This is a genomic window from Aristaeella lactis (genome assembly GCF_018118585.1).
GTDB classification, from domain to species: domain Bacteria; phylum Bacillota; class Clostridia; order Christensenellales; family Aristaeellaceae; genus Aristaeella; species Aristaeella lactis.
In genome coordinates this window covers 1,024,643-1,047,893 of the sequence record NZ_CP069421.1, presented here as the reverse complement: position 1 = coordinate 1,047,893, position 23,251 = coordinate 1,024,643, and the positions used below count along the sequence as shown (strand labels likewise).

The 23,251-nt window shown below is 54.5% G+C and carries 16 protein-coding genes; 10 read left to right on the top strand and 6 right to left on the bottom strand.

The window, feature by feature from the left end; all coding sequences use genetic code 11:
• Positions 1 to 149 precede the first annotated feature (149 nt).
• The 6 genes from JYE50_RS05005 to JYE50_RS04980 all read left to right on the top strand — a co-directional run bounded on the left by JYE50_RS05005 (position 150) and on the right by JYE50_RS04980 (position 7,873).
• Positions 150 to 1,079, top strand: a complete 930-nt coding sequence (locus tag JYE50_RS05005; protein WP_143763513.1) for an ABC transporter permease — start codon at positions 150 to 152, stop codon at positions 1,077 to 1,079.
• Between the two features lie 17 nt (positions 1,080 to 1,096).
• A complete protein-coding gene (locus JYE50_RS05000) occupies positions 1,097 to 2,005 on the top strand; it encodes a carbohydrate ABC transporter permease (RefSeq protein ID WP_084094773.1) in 909 nt (302 codons plus the stop codon).
• A 186-nt stretch (positions 2,006 to 2,191) separates the two neighbouring features.
• Positions 2,192 to 3,775 (top strand): type 2 periplasmic-binding domain-containing protein, encoded by a 1,584-nt coding sequence (locus tag JYE50_RS04995; RefSeq protein WP_084094772.1) that lies wholly within the window; start codon positions 2,192 to 2,194, stop codon positions 3,773 to 3,775.
• 296 nt (positions 3,776 to 4,071) lie between these two features.
• The gene (locus JYE50_RS04990) at positions 4,072 to 5,031 is read left to right on the top strand and encodes an ABC transporter permease (protein WP_283399151.1); all 960 of its coding nucleotides are present in this window, start codon (positions 4,072 to 4,074) and stop codon (positions 5,029 to 5,031) included.
• A gap of 14 nt (positions 5,032 to 5,045) precedes the next feature.
• On the top strand, positions 5,046 to 5,981 hold the full coding sequence (locus JYE50_RS04985; protein WP_283399150.1) for a carbohydrate ABC transporter permease: 936 nt from the start codon (positions 5,046 to 5,048) through the stop codon (positions 5,979 to 5,981).
• Between the two features lie 254 nt (positions 5,982 to 6,235).
• Positions 6,236 to 7,873, top strand: a complete 1,638-nt coding sequence (locus JYE50_RS04980; protein ID WP_084094771.1) for a type 2 periplasmic-binding domain-containing protein — start codon at positions 6,236 to 6,238, stop codon at positions 7,871 to 7,873.
• Between the two features lie 84 nt (positions 7,874 to 7,957).
• Here JYE50_RS04980 and JYE50_RS04975 read toward each other — a convergent pair whose 3' ends face one another.
• Positions 7,958 to 8,845 carry an AraC family transcriptional regulator gene (locus tag JYE50_RS04975; RefSeq protein ID WP_084094770.1) on the bottom strand — a complete coding sequence of 296 codons (888 nt, stop codon included), beginning with the start codon at positions 8,843 to 8,845 and terminating at the stop codon, positions 7,958 to 7,960.
• A gap of 135 nt (positions 8,846 to 8,980) precedes the next feature.
• On the opposite strand from JYE50_RS04975, the gene JYE50_RS04970 reads away from it, so the two are divergent.
• The 3 genes from JYE50_RS04970 (at position 8,981) to JYE50_RS04960 (ending at position 12,600) form a co-directional block, all read left to right on the top strand.
• Positions 8,981 to 10,141, top strand: a complete 1,161-nt coding sequence (locus JYE50_RS04970; RefSeq protein WP_084094769.1) for a Gfo/Idh/MocA family protein — start codon at positions 8,981 to 8,983, stop codon at positions 10,139 to 10,141.
• Complete coding sequence (locus JYE50_RS04965; protein WP_084094768.1) at positions 10,142 to 11,218, top strand: Gfo/Idh/MocA family protein; 1,077 nt, start codon at positions 10,142 to 10,144, stop codon at positions 11,216 to 11,218.
• A gap of 194 nt (positions 11,219 to 11,412) precedes the next feature.
• On the top strand, positions 11,413 to 12,600 hold the full coding sequence (locus JYE50_RS04960; protein ID WP_283399149.1) for a Gfo/Idh/MocA family protein: 1,188 nt from the start codon (positions 11,413 to 11,415) through the stop codon (positions 12,598 to 12,600).
• Between the two features lie 191 nt (positions 12,601 to 12,791).
• Here the strand turns inward: JYE50_RS04960 and JYE50_RS04955 are convergent, their stop codons facing one another.
• Positions 12,792 to 13,538: a TrmH family RNA methyltransferase gene (locus JYE50_RS04955; RefSeq protein ID WP_084094767.1), complete on the bottom strand. Its 747-nt coding sequence runs from the start codon at positions 13,536 to 13,538 to the stop codon at positions 12,792 to 12,794.
• A gap of 153 nt (positions 13,539 to 13,691) precedes the next feature.
• Positions 13,692 to 18,917, bottom strand: coding sequence for a hypothetical protein (locus JYE50_RS04950; RefSeq protein ID WP_084094766.1), 5,226 nt, complete (start codon positions 18,915 to 18,917; stop codon positions 13,692 to 13,694).
• Positions 18,918 to 19,357: 440 nt separating this feature from the next.
• Here JYE50_RS04950 and JYE50_RS04945 point away from each other — a divergent pair, with 440 nt between their 5' ends.
• Positions 19,358 to 19,600 (top strand): hypothetical protein, encoded by a 243-nt coding sequence (locus JYE50_RS04945; RefSeq protein WP_084094765.1) that lies wholly within the window; start codon positions 19,358 to 19,360, stop codon positions 19,598 to 19,600.
• Between the two features lie 190 nt (positions 19,601 to 19,790).
• Here the strand turns inward: JYE50_RS04945 and galE are convergent, their stop codons facing one another.
• Genes galE through JYE50_RS04930 form a run of 3 tightly spaced genes read right to left on the bottom strand, consistent with a single transcriptional unit; the run spans position 19,791 to position 23,153 of the window.
• Positions 19,791 to 20,807, bottom strand: a complete 1,017-nt coding sequence (galE, locus tag JYE50_RS04940) for a UDP-glucose 4-epimerase GalE (RefSeq protein WP_084094764.1) — start codon at positions 20,805 to 20,807, stop codon at positions 19,791 to 19,793.
• A gap of 31 nt (positions 20,808 to 20,838) precedes the next feature.
• Positions 20,839 to 21,744, bottom strand: coding sequence for a nucleotidyltransferase family protein (locus JYE50_RS04935; RefSeq protein WP_084094763.1), 906 nt, complete (start codon positions 21,742 to 21,744; stop codon positions 20,839 to 20,841).
• A complete protein-coding gene (locus JYE50_RS04930; RefSeq protein ID WP_179138221.1) occupies positions 21,741 to 23,153 on the bottom strand; it encodes an exopolysaccharide biosynthesis polyprenyl glycosylphosphotransferase in 1,413 nt (470 codons plus the stop codon). Before JYE50_RS04930 ends, JYE50_RS04935 begins: the two co-directional genes overlap by 4 nt.
• Positions 23,154 to 23,251 lie beyond the last annotated feature (98 nt).

The window sequence follows — 23,251 nt, the reverse complement described above, 5'->3', positions numbered from 1 at the left end:
GGCAGTATTTTTATAGTCGTACATATTATATTGCCAGAATCGCATAAACTCAAGCCTGTATTGCATGGCGAAAACAAATTGCGCTCACTATCATTATGCTTAAGAAACGGGAAAACCGAAAATCCAGCATCGTTGAGGGCAAAGAGAACATGAAGACACAAAGGCGGAAATCCAAACTGAAGATACAGCTTAAAAGAGACTGGCGGCTGTATGCCATGCTGGCAATTCCGTTTATCTGGTATATCATTTTCTGCTACAAACCCATGGGCGGTGTAATCATCGCTTTCCAGAAATACAGCATTTTCAAGGGCATTACCGGCAGCAAGTTTGTCGGACTGGATAACTTCAAATTCGTATTCGGCATGCGGGACTTCGGCATCGCGCTGGGGAACACGCTGCTGCTGAACTTCATGGACCTGGTGTTTGGATTCCCGATGCCGATCATCCTGGCCATTATGCTCAATGAGATGCGGGCTAAGCGGCTGAAGAAGTTTTCCCAGACCATGCTTTACCTGCCGCACTTCCTGAGCTGGGTTATCATCGGCGGCATGGTGCTGAAGATCTTCGCCCCAACCACGGGCGTGATCAACGCTTCGCTGCTCAAGAGCGGCCTGGTAGACAAGAATGTGCCGTTCCTGACCCAGGGCAACTGGTGGCAGTTCACCTATGTGCTTGTTGGCGTATGGCAGAACATGGGATGGGGAACCATCCTGTACCTGGCAGCCATTACGGGTCTGGACATGAACCTGTTTGAGGCGGCACAGATCGACGGTGCCAACAAGCTGCAGCAGATCTGGCATGTGACCCTGCCGGGCATCCGGAGTACGATCATTATCCTGCTGATCCTGAACATCGGCCGGATGATGAGCATCGGATTTGACCGGCCCTATATTATCGGAAACACCATCGTGAAAGACTACTGCGACGTGATCTCCACGTTCGTTTACCGCGTTGGTATTGTGAACACCAAGTTTGACCGGGCGACAGCTGTGGGCCTGTTCCAGTCCGTGATCGGCATGATCCTGGTGACGGTGGCCAATACCATTTCCCGGGCATTTGACGAACAGGGTATCTGGTAAGGAAGGAGGAGAATGAGATGAGTTATCCGACTTCCGCCATCGCGGTGAAAAGTAAGAAAAAAGAACACAAAACAGGCCAGATCATCCTGAATATCCTGATCCTGGTGTTCGTACTGGTGTGCACGCTGCCGTTTATCAACGTGATCGCAATTTCCCTTTCCTCCAAGTCTGCCATCCTGCGGGGAGACGTATCTTTCTGGCCGGTGGAATTCAGCACCAGAGCCTATGAGGTCATCATCAACGATCCATCCATGTTCCACAGCCTGGGATATACGGTTAAGATCACGGTGATCTACACGCTGCTGGCGATGGTCATGACCATCCTGTACGCTTTCCCGATGACCATGAAACGGCTGAAGGGCAGAAAATTCTTCATGTTCTTCATCGTTTTCACGATGTATTTCTCCGGCGGAACGATTCCGATCTACCTGAACGTGAAGGAACTGGGAATGATCAATACCCAGTGGAGCCTGATCTTCCCCGGACTGATCTCCACATTCAACATCATCATCCTGAAAAACTTCTTTGAAGGCCTGCCGTATGAGCTGAACGAAGCGGCCTATATTGACGGAGCGAATGACTTCCAGATCCTGCTGAAGATCTACCTGCCCCTGAGCTTCTCGTCCATCGCGACGCTGTCACTGTTCTACGCGGTAGGAAAGTGGAACAGTTTCTCCGATGCCCTGTACTACATCAACTCCCGGGACTTGCAGCCTCTGCAGCTGAAATTGTACAACCTGATCAAGGGCGGACAGGCGGTGGAAGTGTCCGTGCAGGAGGGAAGCAGCAACGATCTGGCATCGTCAATCTCCGCGTCCATCGAGTCAGCGACGATCATCTTTGCCACGGTGCCGATATTGGTGGTGTACCCGTTTGTGCAGAGGTACTTTGTGGCGGGAGTGACGCTGGGAGCAGTTAAAGGATGAATCCTTTAACTGCTCCCAGCGAATGAATTATTCGACTGCGTCGAATATGAATTATCGGCTAAGGCCGATATGAATTATTGAAAGGCAAGCCTTTCAATATGAATTATTCGCCTACGGCGAATATTGATATATGTAAACAGGCGGGGAGAGAACAATAGACCCGCTTGAAATAAGGAGGAAAAGAACATGAAGAAACTGTTGGCTATGGTACTGGCGCTGAGCCTGATGCTGGGGCTGATCCCGGCGATGGCGGCTGCTGAAGACGACTGGGTAACCCTGCGGGTGGAAATGTATGACCGTTCCACTGCCGGATTCAACGTGGAAGACTGCTGGCAGCTCCACTACATCCAGGAAAACTTTGGTGACCCGAACCACATCAAGGTTGTGTGGGTTCCCGTGTCCCGCTGGGAAGAGGGCGAAATCATCAGCCGCTACCTGGCCGGTAACGAAGCTCCCGACCTGTGCATGACCTACGGCACCGCGAACCTGGAATCCTACATCACCGACGGCGGCATCAAGCCCCTGGATGAGCTGATGGCGGAATACGGCCCGGACATCGCTCCCTTCCTGGGAGACGAAGTGCTGCAGTACGGCCAGTTTGACGCGAACGACGGACGCGGCAAGCTCCAGTATTACATCCCGGCCCGCCGGATCATCGTGGCTACCCAATCAGAATACATCCGCGGCGACTGGCTGGAGAAACTGAACATGGAAGTTCCCACCAACGTGGAACAGCTGTACGCCTACCTGAAGGCGGCGAAGGAACAGAACCTGGGCGGTGATCAGACGATCCCTTATTCTTCCGACCTGTACGCTGCTGATCCCTTCTACGGATGGATCTACCAGATGGATGCCTTCACCGATTACTCCCAGGTGACAGAGGAAGACTGGATCGCTTACCATGACTTCCACTACCTGCTGCCCGGCGCCAAGGAAGCCATTCGCTGGATGAACAAGTTCTTCAATGAAGGACTGGTTTCCGACTACTTCGGACTGAGCAACTCCGAGCAGACTGACGCCAACCGCGTCCAGGGCTATGACGGCTTCTGGGTCGGCAACTGGGACGTGGCCTGGAGACAGGAATACCTGTATTCCCAGGACCTGGCCAAGAACGTGCCCGGCGCTTACTGGGTAGCCTGCGATCCCTTCCGTCCCGAAGGTTCTCCCATTGTCCATGAAACCTACAACGCGAACGGCCAGGCGCTGTTCATTCCGGAAAGCACCAGCGATGAAGCCGCGATCGCCGCGATCAAGTACCTGAACTGGATGGTGAAACCGGAAAGCCTGTTTGCCCTGCAGAACGGTGAAAAGGGCTATACCTACACGCAGGTGGACGCCAACGGCATTCCCACCGACCTGAAGAACATCAGCGACACTGAAGACGCCTATAAGATCCACGCTGTGGACGGCTGCCCGATCTGCAACGGCTTCTTCTACGGCTCCGATGAACTGAACTACGCCGCTTCCGCGAATGCTTATCCCGGATACGAGGAAGCGGTGGCCCACAGCCTGGAGATCTCCAACGAGGGCGGCTACCAGCCCGTAACCTTCACGAAGACCATCGAAGCCCGTGTTGACTATGGCTCCACCGTGATCTCCAAGGAAGCTGACCTGCTGGTGAATGCTGTGACCTGTGCTGAAGCTGACTTTGATGCCGTGTGGGAAAAGTACACCCAGGAAATCCTGAACAACGGCGGACAGCAGATCATTGATGAACAGCGCGCCGCTTACCAGGAAGGTGCCTATCGCGGCTCCTATCCCATGAAGTAAAATCCTTCTGATAATCCCTTCCAAAGCAGGTAAAAACTGCTTTAAAGGGAAACCAACCCCCGGTTTAACCCCTTTCCGCAGCAATGCGGAAAGGGGTTTTATATACCTATTTGTACAGAAAAGAAAAAACAAATAAGAAATGATGAAAGCAGGATATGCATAGTAGAAAGCATTTTTCACATAGAATGAGGACAAGGATTGACTATACAATAAGCCTGCAAGATATGGTTGATTTGGGTAAATAAAAACACAGAAAACTCTCCTGAAACGGTCAGAAATGAAGAGGAGGGAGCCCATTGACAGATATTGCCGTAAGCAAGAAGGCAAAAGCTCCTATGAAGAACCTGCACAAGGGATATTCCTTGAAAACGTACCTGAAGAGATACTGGACGCTGTACCTGCTGCTGGTTCTTCCGGTTGCGTTCTTTATTCTTTTCCGCTATACCCCCATGGCGTACATTCTCCAGGGATTCAAGAAGAACAACATCCTGATCCCGCCGTGGAAGGTTGAATGGGCCAAAAACAACGGCATGCAGTGGTTCATGAAGGCGTTTAAGGACCGTGACTTCCTCAACGCACTGAAGAACACGATCTTCCTGAACCTGCTGGACCTGGTCATCGGTATGCCGATGCCGATCATCATGGCCCTGCTGCTGAACGAACTGGCTTTCCCGAAGTATAAGCGGATCACCCAGACGGTGCTGTATCTGCCGCACTTCCTGAGCTGGGTTATTATTTCCAGCATTACGCTGCGGATGTTCGCCACTAATGACGGTATCGTGAACAAACTGCTGGGCACAAGCATTCCATTCTTCGGAGACGCAAACCACTGGAGGGCATCCTATATTGTCCTGGGTATATGGAAGGAATGCGGATGGAATACCATCATCTACCTGGCAGCGCTGACCGGCATCAACCCTGAACTGTATGAAGCGGCTGAAGTGGACGGCGCGACAAGGCTCCAGAAGATCTGGCATGTGACCCTGCCGGGAATCCGGTCCACGATCATCATCCTGCTGATCATGAACCTGGGCCATATCCTGGGATCTGAATTTGACAGACCGTTTACACTGCAAAACCCGCTGGTGAAGGAAGCCAGTAAGACCATATCGATCTACGTATATGAAAAAGGTATCAACGGACAGCAGTATTCACTGACAACCGCCGTTGGCCTCTTCCAGAGCGTTGTATGCGTCATCTTCCTGCTGATGTCCAATTCTCTCGCGAAGAAATTCGGCGAGCGCGGAATCTGGTAAGGAGGGAAGAAAAGATGAGTGTTGTCAACGAAACCAGAGGCTTTTCCTCCCGCAAACTCCATGACGGTATGATCAAGAGCCGCGGAAGAAAAGCCGGAGACCTGGTCATTGCCGGAATCTGCCTGGTAATGATGATCGTGTGCCTGCTGCCGATGCTGCATGTGCTTGCCTGCAGCCTGTCCTCCGCGGACGCGCTGGTGAAGAATGAAGTGTTCATTATTCCGAAAGGATGGAACACAGAAGCCTACAAGACCGTGCTGACCACACCGAAGTACGTGCGCTCCCTGGGCTGGACCGCGATCCTGACCGTGATGTGCACGCTTCTGTCCATCACCCTGACCATCTGCGCCTCCTATCCGCTGATCTACAGCGAGCTGAAGGGCGGCAAGTTCATCAACATTCTGATTCTTTTCACGATGTATTTCAGCGCCGGTACGATCCCGAGCTACCTGCTGCTGAGCCGGCTGGGGATGCTGAACACGCCGTACGCGCTGATCTTCCCGAACTGTATCAGCGTATTCAACGTGATCATCATGAGGTCGTTCTTCTACGGCGTGCCGGACAGCCTGAAAGAGGCGGCGGAAATAGACGGCGCGGGTCCGATCCGGGTGCTTGTAAAGATTTACCTGCCGCTGAGCCTGCCGGTCATCGCAACACTGAGCCTGTTCTACGCCGTTGGCCGCTGGAATGGATTCTCCGATGCGCTGATGTACCTGAAGAAGTCCGAATCCGAACCCTACTGGCCGATCCAGCTGCTGCTGTACAACGTGATCAAGAATTCCACCCAGACCAACGAACAGGCGGCACAGGAAGGATTCTACGCCAACGGTGTCAGCAAGACGATCCAGATGGCGACGGTTATGTTCGCAACGGTGCCGATCCTGCTGGTATATCCGTGGCTGCAGAGATACTTTGTGTCGGGAGTGACTATTGGTGCTGTAAAGGGTTGATTCCCTTCGGATGCAGCTGGTAAGTGAAATATCTCAAAGCAACAGCGTTGCTTTGAAATGTGAAATATCGGCCCAAGGGCCGATGTGAAATATTGAACGGCGAGCCGTTCAATGTGAAATATTCGGCTACCGCCGAATGTGAGAGTTACTTAGGCGCGGAGCGCCAAATGAATTATTCGATTACATCGAATATGATTATTAACAGGATTCCTAAGGGCAGAAGCCCTTGAGATAAAAAAAGGAGGAAAAGACCTATGAAACGTATCCTTTCCCTGGTCCTGGTTCTGGCGCTGATCGCCTCCCTCGGCATCAGCACTGCGTTCGCGGCGGATGACGGTTTTGTGGACGGCAAGTTCACCGAAACCCGAAAGATCACCGTGGAAATCTACAACCGGAACAACGACGGCGGCACCGACCCCACCAACAACGTGTGGACCGAGTACCTGAAGAAGGGCATGCTCGAGAAATACAATGTTGAAGTCGAATATGTGTCTGTCGGCCGCTGGACCGAAACAGATGATATCGCCCAGCTGATGGCTGACAAGCAGGCTCCCGATATCAGCTACACCTACGGCGCCAACACCATCATCTCCTACGCCAACATGAAGGATGAAAACGGTAACCCCGGCGTCATCGACCTGGCTCCCTACCTCGAAGAGTACAAGGACTACATCGGCAACGTGATCAACCTGCTTGGCGGTGAAGACAACCTGTACTATGACAAGGATCCCGCCACCGGCGCTGTGTGGATGATCGAAGGCATCCGCGCTGACACCTCCCGTATCACCACCTTCATCCGCAAGGACTGGCTGGATACCCTGGGCCTGGCTCTGCCGACCACCGAAGAAGAGTTCTACAATGCCCTGGTTGCCTTCCGTGACAACGCGGACAAGCTGCTGGGCGAGAACGCTGACAAGATGATCCCCTATACCACCTCCACCGATATCGGCTGGCGGAATGACCTGATGAGCATCAGCAAAGTTGCTGAAGACATCGACGACGCGACCTTGTTCGTGTACGGCTACGATGACCGTCACCTGCTGGTTCCCGGCTACAAGGAAGGCATCCGCGTGCTGAACAAGTGGTACAACGAAGGCCTGGTCTGGAAAGACTTCGGTCTGTACACCGACAGCACTGTTGAAGATGACAACATGAAGGCCGGCTATGTTGGCGCTTTCATGCACAACTGGGACTATCCTTTCCGTAACGGCGAAGACTGCATCAACCTGAACCTGCAGCGCAATGTGGGCGAAAACGCGATGTTCGTTCCGATCGACTGCTTCCAGAATGACGCCGGTATCACCCGTAAGTACTTGGGCGCTGCTGTCGGTTCCGACCGGAAGATCTTCCTGCCCTCCACCAACAAGGAGCCCGTTGCCTCTCTGCTGTACATTGATTTCATCTCCAGCCCTGAAACCATCAAGTTCCTGCAGACCGGCGAAGAAGGCGTGAACTTCACCATGACCGAAGACGGCGCCTACCAGATCCTGCCCGCCACCGGCGAATGGGTCAAGAACTCCGGCAACAACATCGACTACACCATGACCTGCAACGGCCTGTACCTGGGCGAAGCCACCGGTGCCACCACCGCGCTGAGCTATCCCGGCATCCCCGCTGAGATCGTCATCCAGGCCAATGAGTTCGGTAAGAACAACGGTCGTTATCCGGCCCACTACAACGTCGGCACCATCGAAGCCGAAACTGACGTTGGTTCCAGCCTGACCGCGAAGCGCGACGAGCTGCTGACCAAGGCCGTGACCGCTTCCGTCGAAGAGTTTGACGCCGTGTATGACAGCAACATGGAAGACTACATGAACATGGGCGGCCAGGACATCATCGATGAGCGCATCGAAAAGCTTCAGGAAGTCTACGGTATCGCCTTTGAAAAGTGATCCGGACGGACATTGACTGAGTGATCAAATGAAAAGGAGGGATGCCGATATTGCTTCGGCATCCCTCTGTTTTCCAGGGCGTGATCACAATTCATGCCGCTGGTACTGACTGAGATTCTTACGGTATTGACTGGGAGAGATTCCCGCGATCTTTGTAAAAGCACGAAGAAAACCTGAATAGTCGCTGAAACCGCACTGGTAGGCGATCGTGTTAAGGCTGTCCTCTCCGAGCATCAGCCGGCGGGAAAGCATGACACGGCGATAGAGAATATAGTTGTAGACGCTGCGGTTGGTAAACCGGACAAACTCATGGGCAAGCCAGGATTCACTGATGCCGAAATGACGTGCCAGATCCGTGATGCTCAGGTCCTGGGTGTAGTGATTGTTGATATAGGTGAGCACGTCCTGGATGACATTGCCGGACGCTGATTCAGCCCGGACAGGGATGGTACGGCGGATAACCTGGCAGAGCAGGTTTACCAGGGTGATCATGTGGGCATAGTCCTGGAAGCGGTCCACCGCGTCGTTGATATTGGACTGGGCGGTTTCAATCTGGCGGATACAGTGGACAAAGCGGTCGGCGTCCTTGTCCGACAGCTGATAGGTATAGTGTCCGCCGGCAGCATGGGCCTGCAGAAACTGGTTCAGGTCCAGCTGGCCGCAGCTGAGGTTGCGCATGACCTCAGGGGAAACATTCAGGAAAGCACGCTCGTAGTTATGCATCTCACGGGTGCAGGACAGGCCGTGCATGCAGAAGGGCGGCAGGATGAAGACCTGGTTGGGCTTGAGCATATATAGCTTATTGTCCACGCCCATGTAATCACCGCCGCGCAGATGGATATACAGTTCGTAATAGTCGTGACAATGGTACTGGGTTACCTGCATGTGCTCGTTAAACCGGTAACGGGCCTCGTATCCCTGACCGCCCGGATCCATGGGCATAAAAGGGGTATTCTGGTCATAGGATTCCAAGTACTTCACCTCTCAGGCAGGTTTTGCCAAATTTGCATACTCCCGAACAGGAATCGTATAGCGGACAAAACATCGTCAGATTTATACTGTAAACAACGCATGACAGTATGTGTAATGATATAAGAGGTAACAAAAATGATCAATGTAGCGATTATCGGTACAGGCGGAATCTCCCACGCGCATATCAAGGCATATCTTCAGTTTCCTGACCGCTGCAGGATAGCGGCCCTTGTGGATATTATCCCCGGAAAAGCGCAGCGTGTCAAGGAACAGTACGGCCTGGACGCGGACGTATACCTGGACCACCATGAGATCCTGGATAAGGATATTGACCTGGTGGACGTATGCACACCGCCGTTTGTGCACGCGGAAATATCCATCAACGCACTGCGGAGCGGCAAGAACGTGGTATGCGAAAAGCCCATGGCCGCTTCGCTCGAGGAATGCGACGCGATGCTGAAGGCGCGGGACGAAAGCGGGAAAAAGCTTTCGATCATCGCCCAGAACCGTTTCCGGCTGCCGGTCCGAAACCTGAAGGCGCTGCTGGACAGCGGCATGGCCGGAAAGGTACGGCAGGTGACGGTGAACTCCCTGTGGTTCCGGGGACACAGCTACTATGACCTGTGGTGGCGCGGAACCTGGGAGACAGAAGGCGGCGGATGCACGCTGAATCACGCGGTGCACCATATCGACATGCTGGGCTGGATGATGGGCACTCCGGAGAAGGTGACCAGCGTGCTGGCCAACACCGGACATGATAACGCCGAGGTGGAAGACCTTTCTGTTTCCGTGATGGAATATCCTGGAGCACTGGCCACGGTGACAGCGTCCGTGGTTTCCCACGGGGAGGACCAGGCGCTGATCTTCCAGTGCGAGAAGGCAAAGGTTGCCTTCCCGTACAGTGTGTATGCCTCCCAGCCGCAGCCCAACGGATTCCCGCTGGCGGAGCCGGACAAGGCATTTGAGGAAGAAGCGGACGCGTATCTGGCAGCCCTGCCGCCGGTGCCCTATGAGATGCATGTGGGGCAGCTGGAGGACGTGCTGAGCGCGCTGGAAAATGACCGGGAGCCAGCAATCACCGGCGAGGATGGACGGCGGACGATCGAGCTGATCTGCGCCATCTATAAATCCGGATCCCTGCGGACAACCGTGTCCCTGCCGATGGGAAAAGACGATCCTTTCTACACCGTGGAGGGAATCCGGGCCAATGTGCCGCATTTTTACCAGAAAACCGCCTCAGTGGAGAACCTGGAGGGTGAACTCTCCTTTGGGAACTTCAAGAAAGGGGAAAAGTAAATGAACGTCTCAGATGGAATGACCTACGCGCCGAAAGGCAAGCCGCAGCCTGTTGTGAAGCCGGGAGAGTTTGTGTTCTCCGCGGTCCGGCTGGACCACGGCCATATCTACGGCATGTGCAACGGCCTTACAGAAGCGGGCGGCACACTGAAATATGTCTATGATCCGGATGAGAAAAAGGTGGCGGCATTCCTGAAAGCGTTTCCGCAGGCAAAGGCTGCCCGCAGCGAGGAAGAAGCCCTGGAAGACGCGGAAACTCATATGATCGCCGGAGCCGCTGTGACCAGTGAGCGCTGTGCCCTGGGACTGCGGGCCATGAACGCGGGAAAGGACTACTTCACCGATAAGGCGCCTTTTACCACCATGGAACAGCTGGAATCCGCACGGAAAGCCGTGAAGGACACCGGGAAGAAGTATATGGTGTATTACGCGGAACGGCTGCATGATGAGGGTTCCATCCTGGCGGGATACATCGCGGAGAGCGGGGAGATCGGTAAGGTGATCTCCGTGACAGGCTTTGGCCCGCACCGCCTTGGCGCGCCGGGACGGCCCGCCTGGTTCTTTGAAAGGGAAAAATACGGCGGTATCCTGTGCGATATCGGCAGCCACCAGTTTGAGCAGTTCCTGTATTACACAGGAGAAGAGGAAGCAAAGGTGACCGCAAGCCGGATCGCCAACTTTGCCCATCCGGAGTATCCGGAACTCGAAGATTTCGGAGACGCGCAGCTGACAGGCAAGAATGGATCAGCGGGATATTTCAAACTGGACTGGTTTACACCGGACGGCCTGCGTACCTGGGGAGACGGAAGAATGTTTATCCAGGGCACGAAGGGATACATTGAGATCCGTAAATATGTGAATATAGCTTCCGAACAGAACGGAGGAGGACACCTGTTTGTGGTCAATGACAGCGGAGAAAAGTATATCAACGCTGTTGGTGTGACCGGATATCCGTTCTTTGGAAAGCTGATCCTGGACTGCCTGGAAAGAACGGAAAACGCGATGACACAGAAGCACGCGTTTCTGGCGGCAGAGCTGAGTCTTCAGGCGCAGGAGAATGCGGTCCGGCTCAAGTGAGCCGGAGCGCATTCTCAATGAATTATTTCAAAACAACAGGATTGTTTTGAAATATGAATTATTGTACAGCTGCGCTGTTCAATATGAATTATCGGCCGATGGCCGATATGAATTATTCGCCTGCCGGCGAATATGAAGATTTGTGGCTGCTAAAGCAGCCGAATGAATTATTCGAATGCGTCGAATATGATGATATGGATAAGATTATGGGTACAAGTAAGGTTAGATTAGGGGTCATCGGGATCGGGAATATGGGTACAGAGCACTGCAGGAATATCCTGGCGGGAAAGTGCCCGGAGATTGAGCTGGCGGCGGTGGCGGACGTTCGGCCGGAGAGGGTTGAATGGGCCAGGAAAGAGCTGCCGGCAGGCGTCAGGGTATACGATTCCGGGCGGGAGCTGATCCGGGACCAGCAATGCGACGCGGTGCTGGTGGCCGTGCCGCACTACCTGCACGAGCAGATGACCGTGCAGGCGCTGAGCAACGGCATGCACGTGATGTGCGAAAAGCCTATCGCTGTGGAAGCGGCGGCGGCAAAGCGCATGATCCGGGCGGCGGAAACCAGCGGCAAAACCCTGGCCCTGATGTTTAACCAGCGAACCAACAGCCTTTACCGGGCCATCAAACAGATCCTGGACAGCAAGGAACCTGGAGAGATCAAACGGGTAAACTGGATCGTGACGGACTGGTACCGGACACAGAAATATTATGATTCCGGATCCTGGCGTGCTACGTGGGCCGGAGAAGGCGGCGGCGTGCTGCTGAATCAGTGTCCGCACCAGATCGATCTGCTGATCTGGCTGTGCGGGATGCCGAAAACAGTTCATGCCCATTGCCATGAAGGAAAATGGCATCATATTGAAGTGGAAGATGACGTGACAGCCTACCTGGAGTTCATGAACGGAGCGACAGGCGTATTTATCGCGTCCACAGGAGATCTGCCGGGAACCAACAGGCTGGAGATCGACTGCGAGAAGGGAAAGATCGTCTGCGAAGACGGTAAAGTACTGTATACCCGGCTTGATGAGAACGAGCGGGAACTGTGCTTCAGGAGTGATGATCCCTGGTACAGGGGACACACAAAGGAAGAGGAAGTAAAAACAAACGGGGAGAACCCGCAGCATGTAGGTGTGCTGAACGCGTTTGCCGGACACCTGCTGCACGGAACACCCCTCATCGCGGACGCGGAAGACGGACTGCGGGCACTGCAACTTTCCAACGCGATCCATTACTCCGGATGGACTGGCAAGGCGGTATCCGTGCCGGTGCCGCAGAAGAGTTTTCATGAAGAACTGGAAAAGAAAATCGCCGGTTCCCACAGCAGGAAAACCGGCGATATCACCTACGAATCTGATCATAGCGGAACTGGATCCAGACGATAAAGGTCAGCGGGTCAGGTCATACATCATGATCCCGGCAGCAGAGCGTGCCTGAGTCCAGGCCCGCAATGATATGTTGACTTCGTCAACATGATATATTTGCCAAAGGCAAATATGATATTTTCGACTTCGTCGATAGTGATATGTTCGCCTGTTGGGCGAACGATACAGATGGTTTAAGCTTTTTTGGAAGGTTAACGGGTGAGATCGTACATCATGATCCCCGCCGCGACGGCGGCGTTCAGGGATTCGGCACCGCCGCGCATGGGCAGGCACAGACGATGGGTAGCGACAGCTTTTACCTCATCGGAGATGCCGTTTCCCTCGTTGCCGATGACGAGGACGAAGGAAGAACCGATATCCTTCCGCTCATAGAAGGGATCCCCATCCAGCTGGGAAGACAGGACGGAAAAACCGTCCTTTTTTAATTGCGTGAGCGCATCCGGAAGGGATTTCGGGAAAGAAAAGCCCAGGCGGAAAATGCTGCCCATGGTGGAACGCAGCACCTTGGGAGAAAAGAGGTCAGCACATTCCGGACTGAAGAGCACACCGTCAAAACCGGCGGCATCCGCGGTACGGATGATGGTGCCCACATTACCGGGATCCTGGACGCCGTCCAGGGCCAGCAGGCGGGAACCCGCCGCTTCCTTAGCATGAAGATTCAGGACAGCGGCAATGCCCTGGGGAGTCTTTGTGTCGCAGACAGACTGGAACACATGCTCCTGCAGGAGATACGTGCGGATGGAGTCCGGGATGACGAAATCCGGAACAAAACCTTCCCGCAGGAGGACGGCATTTACCGTGAAGGAAGAGGACAGCGCCTCACGAACCATACGGACACCCTCCACGAGGAAGGCATTCTGTTCCAGGCGGCCCTTTTTGTCACGGAGAGAACGCCAGGAGAGAACCTTGGGGTTTTTGAGGGAAGATAGGGTTTCCATAAGTGGGTGGCTCCCTTCAGGGGGCTGCTGGCGCAGCCAATGAATTATTCGCCTAAAGGCGAATGTGAATTATTGAACGACTATGTCGTTCAATATGAATTATCTGCCGTAGGCAGATATGAATTATTCGGCTCCGCCGAATATTTTGGATACTTACACCACAGGCTCATGAAGAAGGTCCAGGAGGGAAGAAATCCAGGCGGCGAGGGCATCGTAGGGGAGGAGCGCGGTGCGGTCGGTGAAGGACTGGGAGATCGCACGGGAGATGACGGATTCGCCGTAGGGGGTGAAGGGATGATAGAAATCACCGGTATAGAAGCCGTGGAAGAGCAGCTCCGCGGAAGCGGGGAACTCCTTCGCAAAACGAAGGATGAACTCCGGCAGGAGCTCCTCCGGACGGACGGAGATGGCGGCGGGTACCATGGACGCCGCGGGCAGGGCAGCGGAAACCTCTTCCAGCACGGAAAGGCCCACAGGGATCTCCATTTTCTTCTCAGAAGAGAAGAGGAAGGACAGGGACGCCACACGGCGGTTCCGGAACATGGTCAGGAAATGCCAGAGAGCAGTTTTATACTGATCCGGCAGGCACTCCGGCAGGATGGAACCGCGGCCGGAAAGGCAGAGGCTCATCTGCTCCGGCAGGAAGTCGTTTTTGCCGGGATCCGCGGCGATCTGCAACAGGATGAGGCCGGAAAGCATCATCAGATAGCTGAAATGGAGCAGCAGGATGGAACCGGTGCGCGTGGGCATACCCGTTGTCGGATTCTGGAGCAGGGCCGGCATCAGCGAGGTGAAGCGGTCCGCAATGAAGCTGTCCAGGGCCAGGCGGGAATGACGCAGGGCGGAGATATCCGCTTTGGCATCACAGAGCGTTTTTTCCAGCATGGAAAGATCCTGCTGGAAGGCGGGATCCTGTATATAACCGAGGTCCTGGCGCAGCATGCCCGGTTCCCGAAGCAGGGAGGGCAGCAGCATATAATGGACGCCCAACGGAATCTGGCAGGTACGGACGGCCTGCTCACGGCCGCGAAGGAACAGGGAAATATCCGCTGTGCAGGCACCGATATCCAGCACCATAAAGCCGCCGCGGGTATCCTCGGAAGCGCAGAGGCGGAAATAGGCGCCCAGGGCGGAACTTTCCGCCGCAAAAGTCACCAGGGGCACATTCTTCGGAATGGGGAAACCGCTTTCCAGGCAGACCTGCTCCGCCAGTTCGGTGAAGAGGGCAGCCAGACGTTCACGTCCGGCCCGTGCCATCTCATCCGGAACGGAGAAACGCCAGCAGAGGGTGGCGGCACCGTCTGAGCGGGCCTGCAGGGCAGTCATGAGCATGATCTGATGCAGGCAGAGGGAAACAGAGCGGCCTTTTTCCTCCTCCCATTTCAGGCAGGTATACAGGGCACCGGAAGGAATGGAAAGCACATCCTGCAAGTCGGAAGACATGAGGACTATTCCATCCTCGAAAGGAAGCGGGGATTCGCCCGGGATATTGCGGAAAATACGGGAAGCGGTGGGCAGCAGAGCCGAGACAGGAACAGCGGGCAGAAATTCCCTGCGGAGAAGATCCCTGGAACGGGCAGGGTTTGTGATAAGCGTACGGACGAGGGTCGGCCCCTGCATTGGACGGCGCTGATGACCGACAGAGAAGACCACGGAAGTTCCCACCGAACCGAAGTCCACACAGGCGGTTACAGCATCCTCCCGGCGGATTTCCGGACGGGGCAGTATATTCAGCACAGCACCCGCAGACTGCGTTCCGCGGAAAAGGGAGAAGGCCAGCGGGAAGGAAGCGGAGCGGCAGACAGAACGTTCCGCGTCTTCCGAGGAGGATACGGTACCGCCATCGGCTGTGCCGGCAGATACACTGAAACCGGCGGGCAGTGACGAATAAATAAAGTAAGCCTTCCAGTCCTCCGGATCAAAGGGAAGATCCGGCCAGACGGAGAGGGTGGGAATATCATGGGCATAGAGACGGACAATCTCTTCCTCACTGTAAACACGGGTCAGCCGCACATCAAAGCTTCCCTCCAGCAGCAGGGTGACCTTAACCGCGTTGTTATCCGCATGATCAAAGGAAAGCATGCCGGGACGGATCATGGTTTTTCCTTCCGGCAGGCGGCAAAGGGCATTACAGAGCGACGGGGACAGGGGCGGAAGAACCGAATCCGCGGGTACTTCATGAGGCTGGGCCTGCTCCTCCTGATCCTGATCGAGCTCCTCTTCCGTCTCTTCCGGCTGGATAGTTACGGGACGGGGCGGCAGGACGCACATGGCGGACATAAGGGCATCGCCGATGATCTCCCGGCCTCGGGCAGGGAAAAGGGTCAGCAGGTCACTGAAGGGCTGCAACGCGGCGGAAGCCAGGTTTTCGCCCAGGCATTCCGTAAGGATTGTCAGGACGGAAGGAGACTTGGGATCCCAAGGCCAGGTCAGTTCCGTATCCGGGGAAGTGACGGGCTTGGCTGCTTTTTCCATCAGGTCGGACGCTGCTTCCCGGGCTTCCGGCAGGGCATCCGGATAACGTTCCAGGAGCTTGCCGAGTTCCTGCATCAGACGCTCATGATAATCATCAGACGCGCTGGAAAGGATTTTGCACTCACTGTCCAGGAGACTGAGGATCCACTTTTCCGCGGGAAGCGGAATGGCTTCCAGCAAGGTACGGGAGCTTTCCCGGGCAAAGGGAACATCCCTGTACAGGAACAGGATATCATCCGGTACAGAGCAGGGTGAGGCTGTAAAGGAGGAACGGCCCATGAGCGCCGCTGCGATTTCATCGGAATCCAGGAAACGTTCATAGAAACAGGGTGTGCGCAGCAGGGTATCGCTGAACGCCGGCAGCATCCGGAGACCATAGGCAGCCTTCATCCGGAGCTTGAGATGATCCGGCAGCGCGGATGAAAGATGTACGGGATCCAGGTCTTTGAAGAAGGCGGTAAGGAAGGAAACAAGGGCTTCAGAACCTTCTTCCGGTAAGGCTTTGATCATCCGGTCCAGCTGTTCACGAAGGATCGTACGATCCCCCTCACACAGAACGCCGCAGGGATCCCGGAAGGAAAGCGTCTCCGAGTCAAACCAGGGAGAGGCAAAGACAGGGATCAGGGAAGTATGTGCCGCAGTCAGGCGGGCAGGCAGTAAAGCCCGGCCCGGAATAAACAGGGCAAAGGGAAGGCTGGTATCCTCTTTTTCAAGAGAGCAGATATATACGCTGTCTGTGCCGCGGGCGGCCAGCCAGGCATTCAACACGGGAGAATCCCCGGACTGATACTTTACAACAGAAAGGGAAGCTTCATCAGAAGCACGGCGGCGGTACTGTCGAAGCAGGAGCAGGGCCAGCAGGGCACGCCTGACAGGAACGGGATCCTCCCCGGCTGAACCGGGCAGAAGCGGCAGCAGGGAATCCACTGTCAGCAGGGGACCCGCAGGGTACAGATCCGGCAGGAGCGGAAGGGCTGGTACTTCACCGGCAGAAACGAGGCGAATGGGACGCAGTTCCGCCGTGCTGACATCCAGGGCGGAAAGGCAGAGTTCGGACAGCGGATCAGTCGCCGAATCCGGGGATGAAACGGACTGGAGCTGGCGGAAAAGCTGCTTTGCGTCAGACAGGGTAAAACCGGGGAAAAGAGAAGGAAGCAGGCTGATAAGCTCCTTCTTCGATGCTTCAAAGGAATCCGCGGAAGGTGTGATCAGGACAGACAGCTTTTCAGCCGCCGCGGGATCAAAAATCAGGGAAGAGAATGAGGTGAGACCTTCCAGGGAAGAGGGAGTATCAGACTCCAGACGGGCGGACAGCGAAGGATCGGAAATATCCCGGTCACAGCGGGCAACCGCCGCCTCCAGCAGGCGGATCCGGCGGGCAATGGAAGCTTCAGCCAGATGATCCCCGGATGCCTGCGCAAGCACATCAGCCTGACGGGTCTTAGCCTTTTCCAGTGCCTCCTGGCAGCGCTGACGGCAGTTATGCAACGCCAGGAAAGCCCAGCAGCCGCCAACGGTTTTGAAGAGTTCATCCCTTTTATCGGTTTCTTCTTTCAGCTGGGCAGCGATATCCTCCAGGCGGCGGCCGGCTTTTTCCTCCTCCGTATCCGCCATGGAGACACGGTGAACCGGACGGACATTCAGAACACCTGCTTCTTCAGCTTCCGCCCTGGAGACATCATATTCTGAAGCGACGGTGACCGTTTTGCCGCAGGCATCCACAACCTTCTGCCAGAGAGGATCGGAAACGGCCGGCAGGCGCATCTGATCCGGCAGGAAGCGAAGGGTGGAGAGAATCTCCGACAGGACAGCACTGAAAGCGCGACGGACCCGGGAAATGCTATCCCGCAGTTCCGAAGGATTCGCATGCTGACCCGCAAGACGACGGAAGAACCCGCCGCGGGAATTGCGGCCAAGGGAACGAAGGGCGCCCTGGCGATCGCAGGCAGAAGAAAGAGAGGGGAAAAGATCGGCCAGCAGCCAGGCGGAAGAATGCATAAAGGCGGCAAAAGACTTTGCCTCTTCCCCCAGGGACTGAAGAGTCAGGATTCCGGGTAGGGTAACTGTATGAAGCCCCGGGGCAGGCACTTTGGACGCGGTGAAAAAGCGGGCCAGGCACCTGGCAAGGACAGTGTAAAGCAGGCGGATAGATTCCGGTGAGCGGAGCATGGAGGAAGGCATAAAGAGCAGCCAGACCGCGTCCGCACAGGCGGTACCGGGACGATCCGGACGGCCGGCAAGATCCTGTTCAGCCAGCGCACGGACAGAAGAAGCAAAGCAGTCACTCTCGGGTCCGGACGCATTCAGGGATCCGGTGCCAATACAGAAAAGGGAAAGGCAGGACGGATCCGCTTTGACCGTTCTGCTGAGCCAGCGAAGCAGCGCAAAGGAAGCACCGGCGGAAAAGGGATCGGCAGGATCACATAGAATCGCTACACGGTATTCTTCCGCAGAGGAAACGCAGGACCTGATCTTTTCAAACCAGGTACGCATGGGAGCGGTAGTGCCTTCCGGATCAGAAGAAAGCAGGACCGAAAAGGCCCATTCCACCGCTTCACGGTCAGTTTTGTAAGAGAGGGGAACGCCCTTACCGCGCAGTGCGGCCAGGAGGGCAGCGGAAGACGGATCCTCAGACAGGCTGAGGACAGAAGGAAGCTGCGGACGGAAAGACTGATATACAAAAGAAGACGGGAAAAGGGAAGCATTATCCCCGTGTTTCAGGAGAGTATGCATCCTGTTCAGGTCTTCGGCAAGAGTCGGGATCAGCGGATCAGATTCGACGTCTGTGATATGAAAAATGTCCAGGCCGGTAACAGGAAGCGCGGCACCGCAGGAAAGAGCGGAGAAAAGCGTTGGCAGAGAGGCACCCGCACGCTGGCCGACCGGAATGAGAAAAGACTTCAAAAGAGAGCCCCCTCTTTCATTAAATACATAACAATAAAATATTCTACGTGAGAGGAGAGAAAACCTTCCGGAGGGAAGGTGAGGAGTGGTATAATGCTTGGAGGAAGGTGTGCGCCTTCGGATGAAAGTGGTAAGTGAAATATTTCAAAGCAATGAATTGCTTTGAAATGTGAAATACGCCTTCGGCGTGTGAAATATTGGGCTGCGCCCAATGTGAAATATTCGCCTGCCGCCGAATGTGAAGGTTACTGGCGGCTGCGGCCGCGGGGAATGGCTGCTGACGCAGCCAAATGATATGTTGACTGCGTCAACATGATATATTCTGCTTTCAGCAGAATATGATATATTGAGCCTGCGGCTCAATGTGATATTTTCGGCTAAAGCCGAAAGATTTATAGTGTTAACAGCTGAAACAAACAGTGAGAGAGGAGAACTAAAAGATGAAACATGAAAGAGTGATCGCGGGAATAGGATGCTTTTGCTGGATCGCGGGATTTATCGTGTTTATGGTTGGGATGAACCTGGAAGGGGCAATTAAAGAATGGATGTCCGTGGTGGGGAGCATTGTGTTTTTTATAGGGCTCGTGATTGTGGGAATCATTTGGGCGAAGAAGAAGTACATTGATGAGGATGGGGATAGTAAGGAAGAGGGTAGTGTGCCTTCGGATGAGGCAGGTAAGTGAAATATGGGGCTTCGCCCCATGTGAAATATCGGCCCAAAGGCCGATGTGAAATATTGAACGGCGAAGCCGTTCAATGTGAAATGTGGCCTGACGGCCACGTGAAAGATGGTGGGCTGCTGACGCAGCCGAATGGAAAAACCGCTTACAGGATGTAAGCGGTTTTTGAGTTGAGAGTTTGCGATACTGCTTATCAGCTGCGATAACCCTTTGGGTTTTGTGTCTGGAAACGATAGGTATCCCTGCACATATCCTCCAGGTTCTTTTCGGCTTCCCAGCCGAGAAGACGCTTGGCTTTGGAAGGATCGGCATAGTTTTCGGCGATGTCGCCGGGACGGCGGGGAGCGATGACATAGGGAACATTCACATTATTCACCCGCATGAAGGTGTTGACCAGATCCAGGACGGAATAGCCGTGACCTGTACCCAGGTTAATGATCTCGGAACCGGTATGGGAAGCGGCATAGTCACAGGCCTTCACATGACCTTTGGCAAGGTCCACCACATGAATGTAGTCCCGGACGCCGGTGCCGTCGGGGGTGGGATAATCGTTGCCGAAGACGGAGAGCTTTTCCAGTTCGCCGACAGCTACCTTGGCCACATAAGGCATGAGGTTGTTCGGAATGCCGGAAGGATCCTCACCGATCAGGCCGGAAGAATGGGCGCCGATGGGATTGAAATAGCGCAGGAGTACAATGCTCCATTCCGGATCGGCAACAGCCTGGCCTTCCAGGATCTTCTCGATCATGTACTTGGTCCAGCCGTAGGGATTGGTGCAGCCGGCTGACTGCATATCCTCACGGTAAGGCACGGTGTCCTGGTTGCCGTAAACTGTGGCGGAAGAGGAAAAGACGATCTTCTTCACGCCATGGGCCTGCATGACCTCACTGAGGGTGAGGGTGGTATCCAGGTTGTTGCGGTAATAGAGCAGCGGCTTGGCAACGCTTTCACCAACCGCTTTCAGGCCGGCGAAATGAATGACGCAGTCAAAATCATTTTCCGAGAAAATACGGTCCATAGCCGCCTTGTCCGCCACATCCGCTTCGTAATGGGGAACGGGACGGCCGACGATCTTTTCGATCCGGCGGATGGATTCCGGGGAACTGTTGACATAGTTATCCACGATAACGGGATCATGACCCGCGTCACAAAGTTCCACGCAGGTATGGGAGCCGATAAAGCCGGCACCGCCGGTAAGCAGAATTTTCATAGCTGTTTATTCCTTTTCATGATCAGAATTCTTACAGGACGGCCGGATAGACACCGCTGTCATGAAGCTTTTTCAGTTCCGCGGAGACATAATCCTTATCTTCCTTGTAGGTGACGCCGAACCAGACAGCATCCGTGGAAAGGACTTCGACCTTCAGGCCGCGGAGATGCATGAGACGGTCCACCAGGGAAGGAAGGAGACACTCCTTTTTGAGCGGATCACCTGTATCGTCCTTAAGGAACTCAGACAGGTAAAGCATCGCTTCGTCAAAGAAGGAGGGCGCAAAGCCCCACAGGTTCATGGAAACCAGGGCATCCGGATCCAGAAGGTTTCCCTCGGGATTGTCATGGATATCACGGATGGTTCCATCCGGGAAGGGCAGGATGCTGAAGGTTTCGGTAACCTTGACCAGGTGACCGGTATTATCCGTTGTGCAGACACCGCGGGTGACATGGCCGTGCTTGGAAACCGTGTTCTTCAGGTAGTAAGCGACCATGTAGGCTTTGTTTTCTTCCGTCTGCAGGCGGTGAAGGGCATCCGCCATGGCCTTGAAGGCATCACGGCCATAATAGTCATCGGCATTGATGACAGCGAATGGCTCATGGATAACATCCTTGGCACAGGCAACCGCGTGCACGGTGCCATAGGGCTTTGTGCGGTCAGCCGGCGGGACAAAGCCGTCCGGCAGGGAATCATATTCCTGGTAAGCATATTCCACTTTGACCTTTTTCGCGATCTTATCGCCGATCATGGAGCGGAAAAGCTCGTCCATGCTCTTACGGATGACAAAGACCACCTTGTCAAAGCCCGCTTCCACCGCGTCGTGAATGGAGTATTCCATGAGAATCTCGCCATTGGGTCCGATCCTGTCAATCTGCTTGTTTCCACCGTAACGGGAGCCGAGTCCGGCTGCCATGATCAGAAGGGTTGTGTTCATGATCTGATATCTCCTCTTTTTGCTTTGATATTCGATCCGGGACTCTTCTGAAAGCCCTGGGTTGAATCTTTTTTCAGGAAAATGGTCACTGTCCTGAGGATAAGTTTCACATCCAGCCAGATAGAAAAGCTTTCGATATACATCATGTCGAGCATGAGCTTATCCTCGGCAGAGGTATTGTAACGGCCTTCAATTTGCGCGTATCCGGTGAGGCCGGCCTTCATCTTTTCACGGTAGACGAAGCTGGGCAGGTTCATCTTATAGCGGGCAACGTTGGCCATCATCTCAGGACGGGGGCCGACAACGGACATATCCCCGATGAGGATGTTAAAGAACTGGGGAATCTCATCCAGCCGGTAACGGCGAAGGAAGGCGCCCACTTTGGTAATACGGGGGTCATCCACTGAAACGGAAACCTGGACTTCATCCAGTTCACTGTGGACCTTCATGGTCCGGAACTTACGGATGGTAAAGGGACGGCCTGCCACAGTCAGCCGGGACTGCTTGAAAATGACGGGACCGCCGTCTTCCAGCTTGATCAGCAGGGAGATCAGCAGGATGAAGGGGGAGAAAAGGATCAGCGCAAAGAGCGAGATGATGATATCCCCGAACCGCTTGGCAAAACGCTGGAAAGGCGTGATCTTATTATATTCCATGGACAGGAAGGCCGCGTCATCCACGATGGTGGGCCGGGCATTACAGAGCATGATATCCTCCAGTTCAGCCTTGCACATCACGTCCTTGCGGTCGTCATAGCAGAGCTTCAGGAGGGCAACCTTAGCACGGTCCGGCACCGCGCCCAGGAAGATCACATCCGCCATTTCAATGCGCTGGGCAAGATCCGGAACGTTATACAGGACTGTATCCTCCACACGCCACTGGAGCTGGTACCGTTCGATCTTCGCGCGGAGCGCCTCTTCCTGGGAAGGGGAGCCGAGGATCAGCAGGCAGCGGCGGGGAGGGGTAAAATAGAAATACAGCTGATTGCCGACGCGGACAAAGAGGATGATGACGATCACCTGGATGACATAGCAGAGCAGCAGGTATAACAGGTCCGGACCGAACAGGATCAGAGTCTGATTGTTGTTCGGGTTCACGTTCATGATCTGCAGCTGGATATAGGTGATGATATCGGTGATCGCGATGCCGGAGATCATGGCGGAAATAACGGGTTTATTCTTCTTCCGGCCCACATCAAAACCACCGTAGACCGCGTGCATGGCGATGCTCATGGCTGTGAAGGTGAGCAGCGTTGTGGCAAGGGTACGGTTGATATGGCGAAGAAAGTAGTTATTGACAGAAAGGCATACGAAAAACGCGATGCCAAGGATAAGATACAGGATAACGGAGATGGCACCGATGAGAATGGTGGTCTTTGTCTGATGAGATGAGTGATCCCGGAATGGCAAAAGTACCCCTCCATTTCTCAAAAACTATATTATTTTATCATAGGCTGAAAAGGGGTGTCAATGCGGCAAAAATGAGTTTACAAGACCCTATTATAATG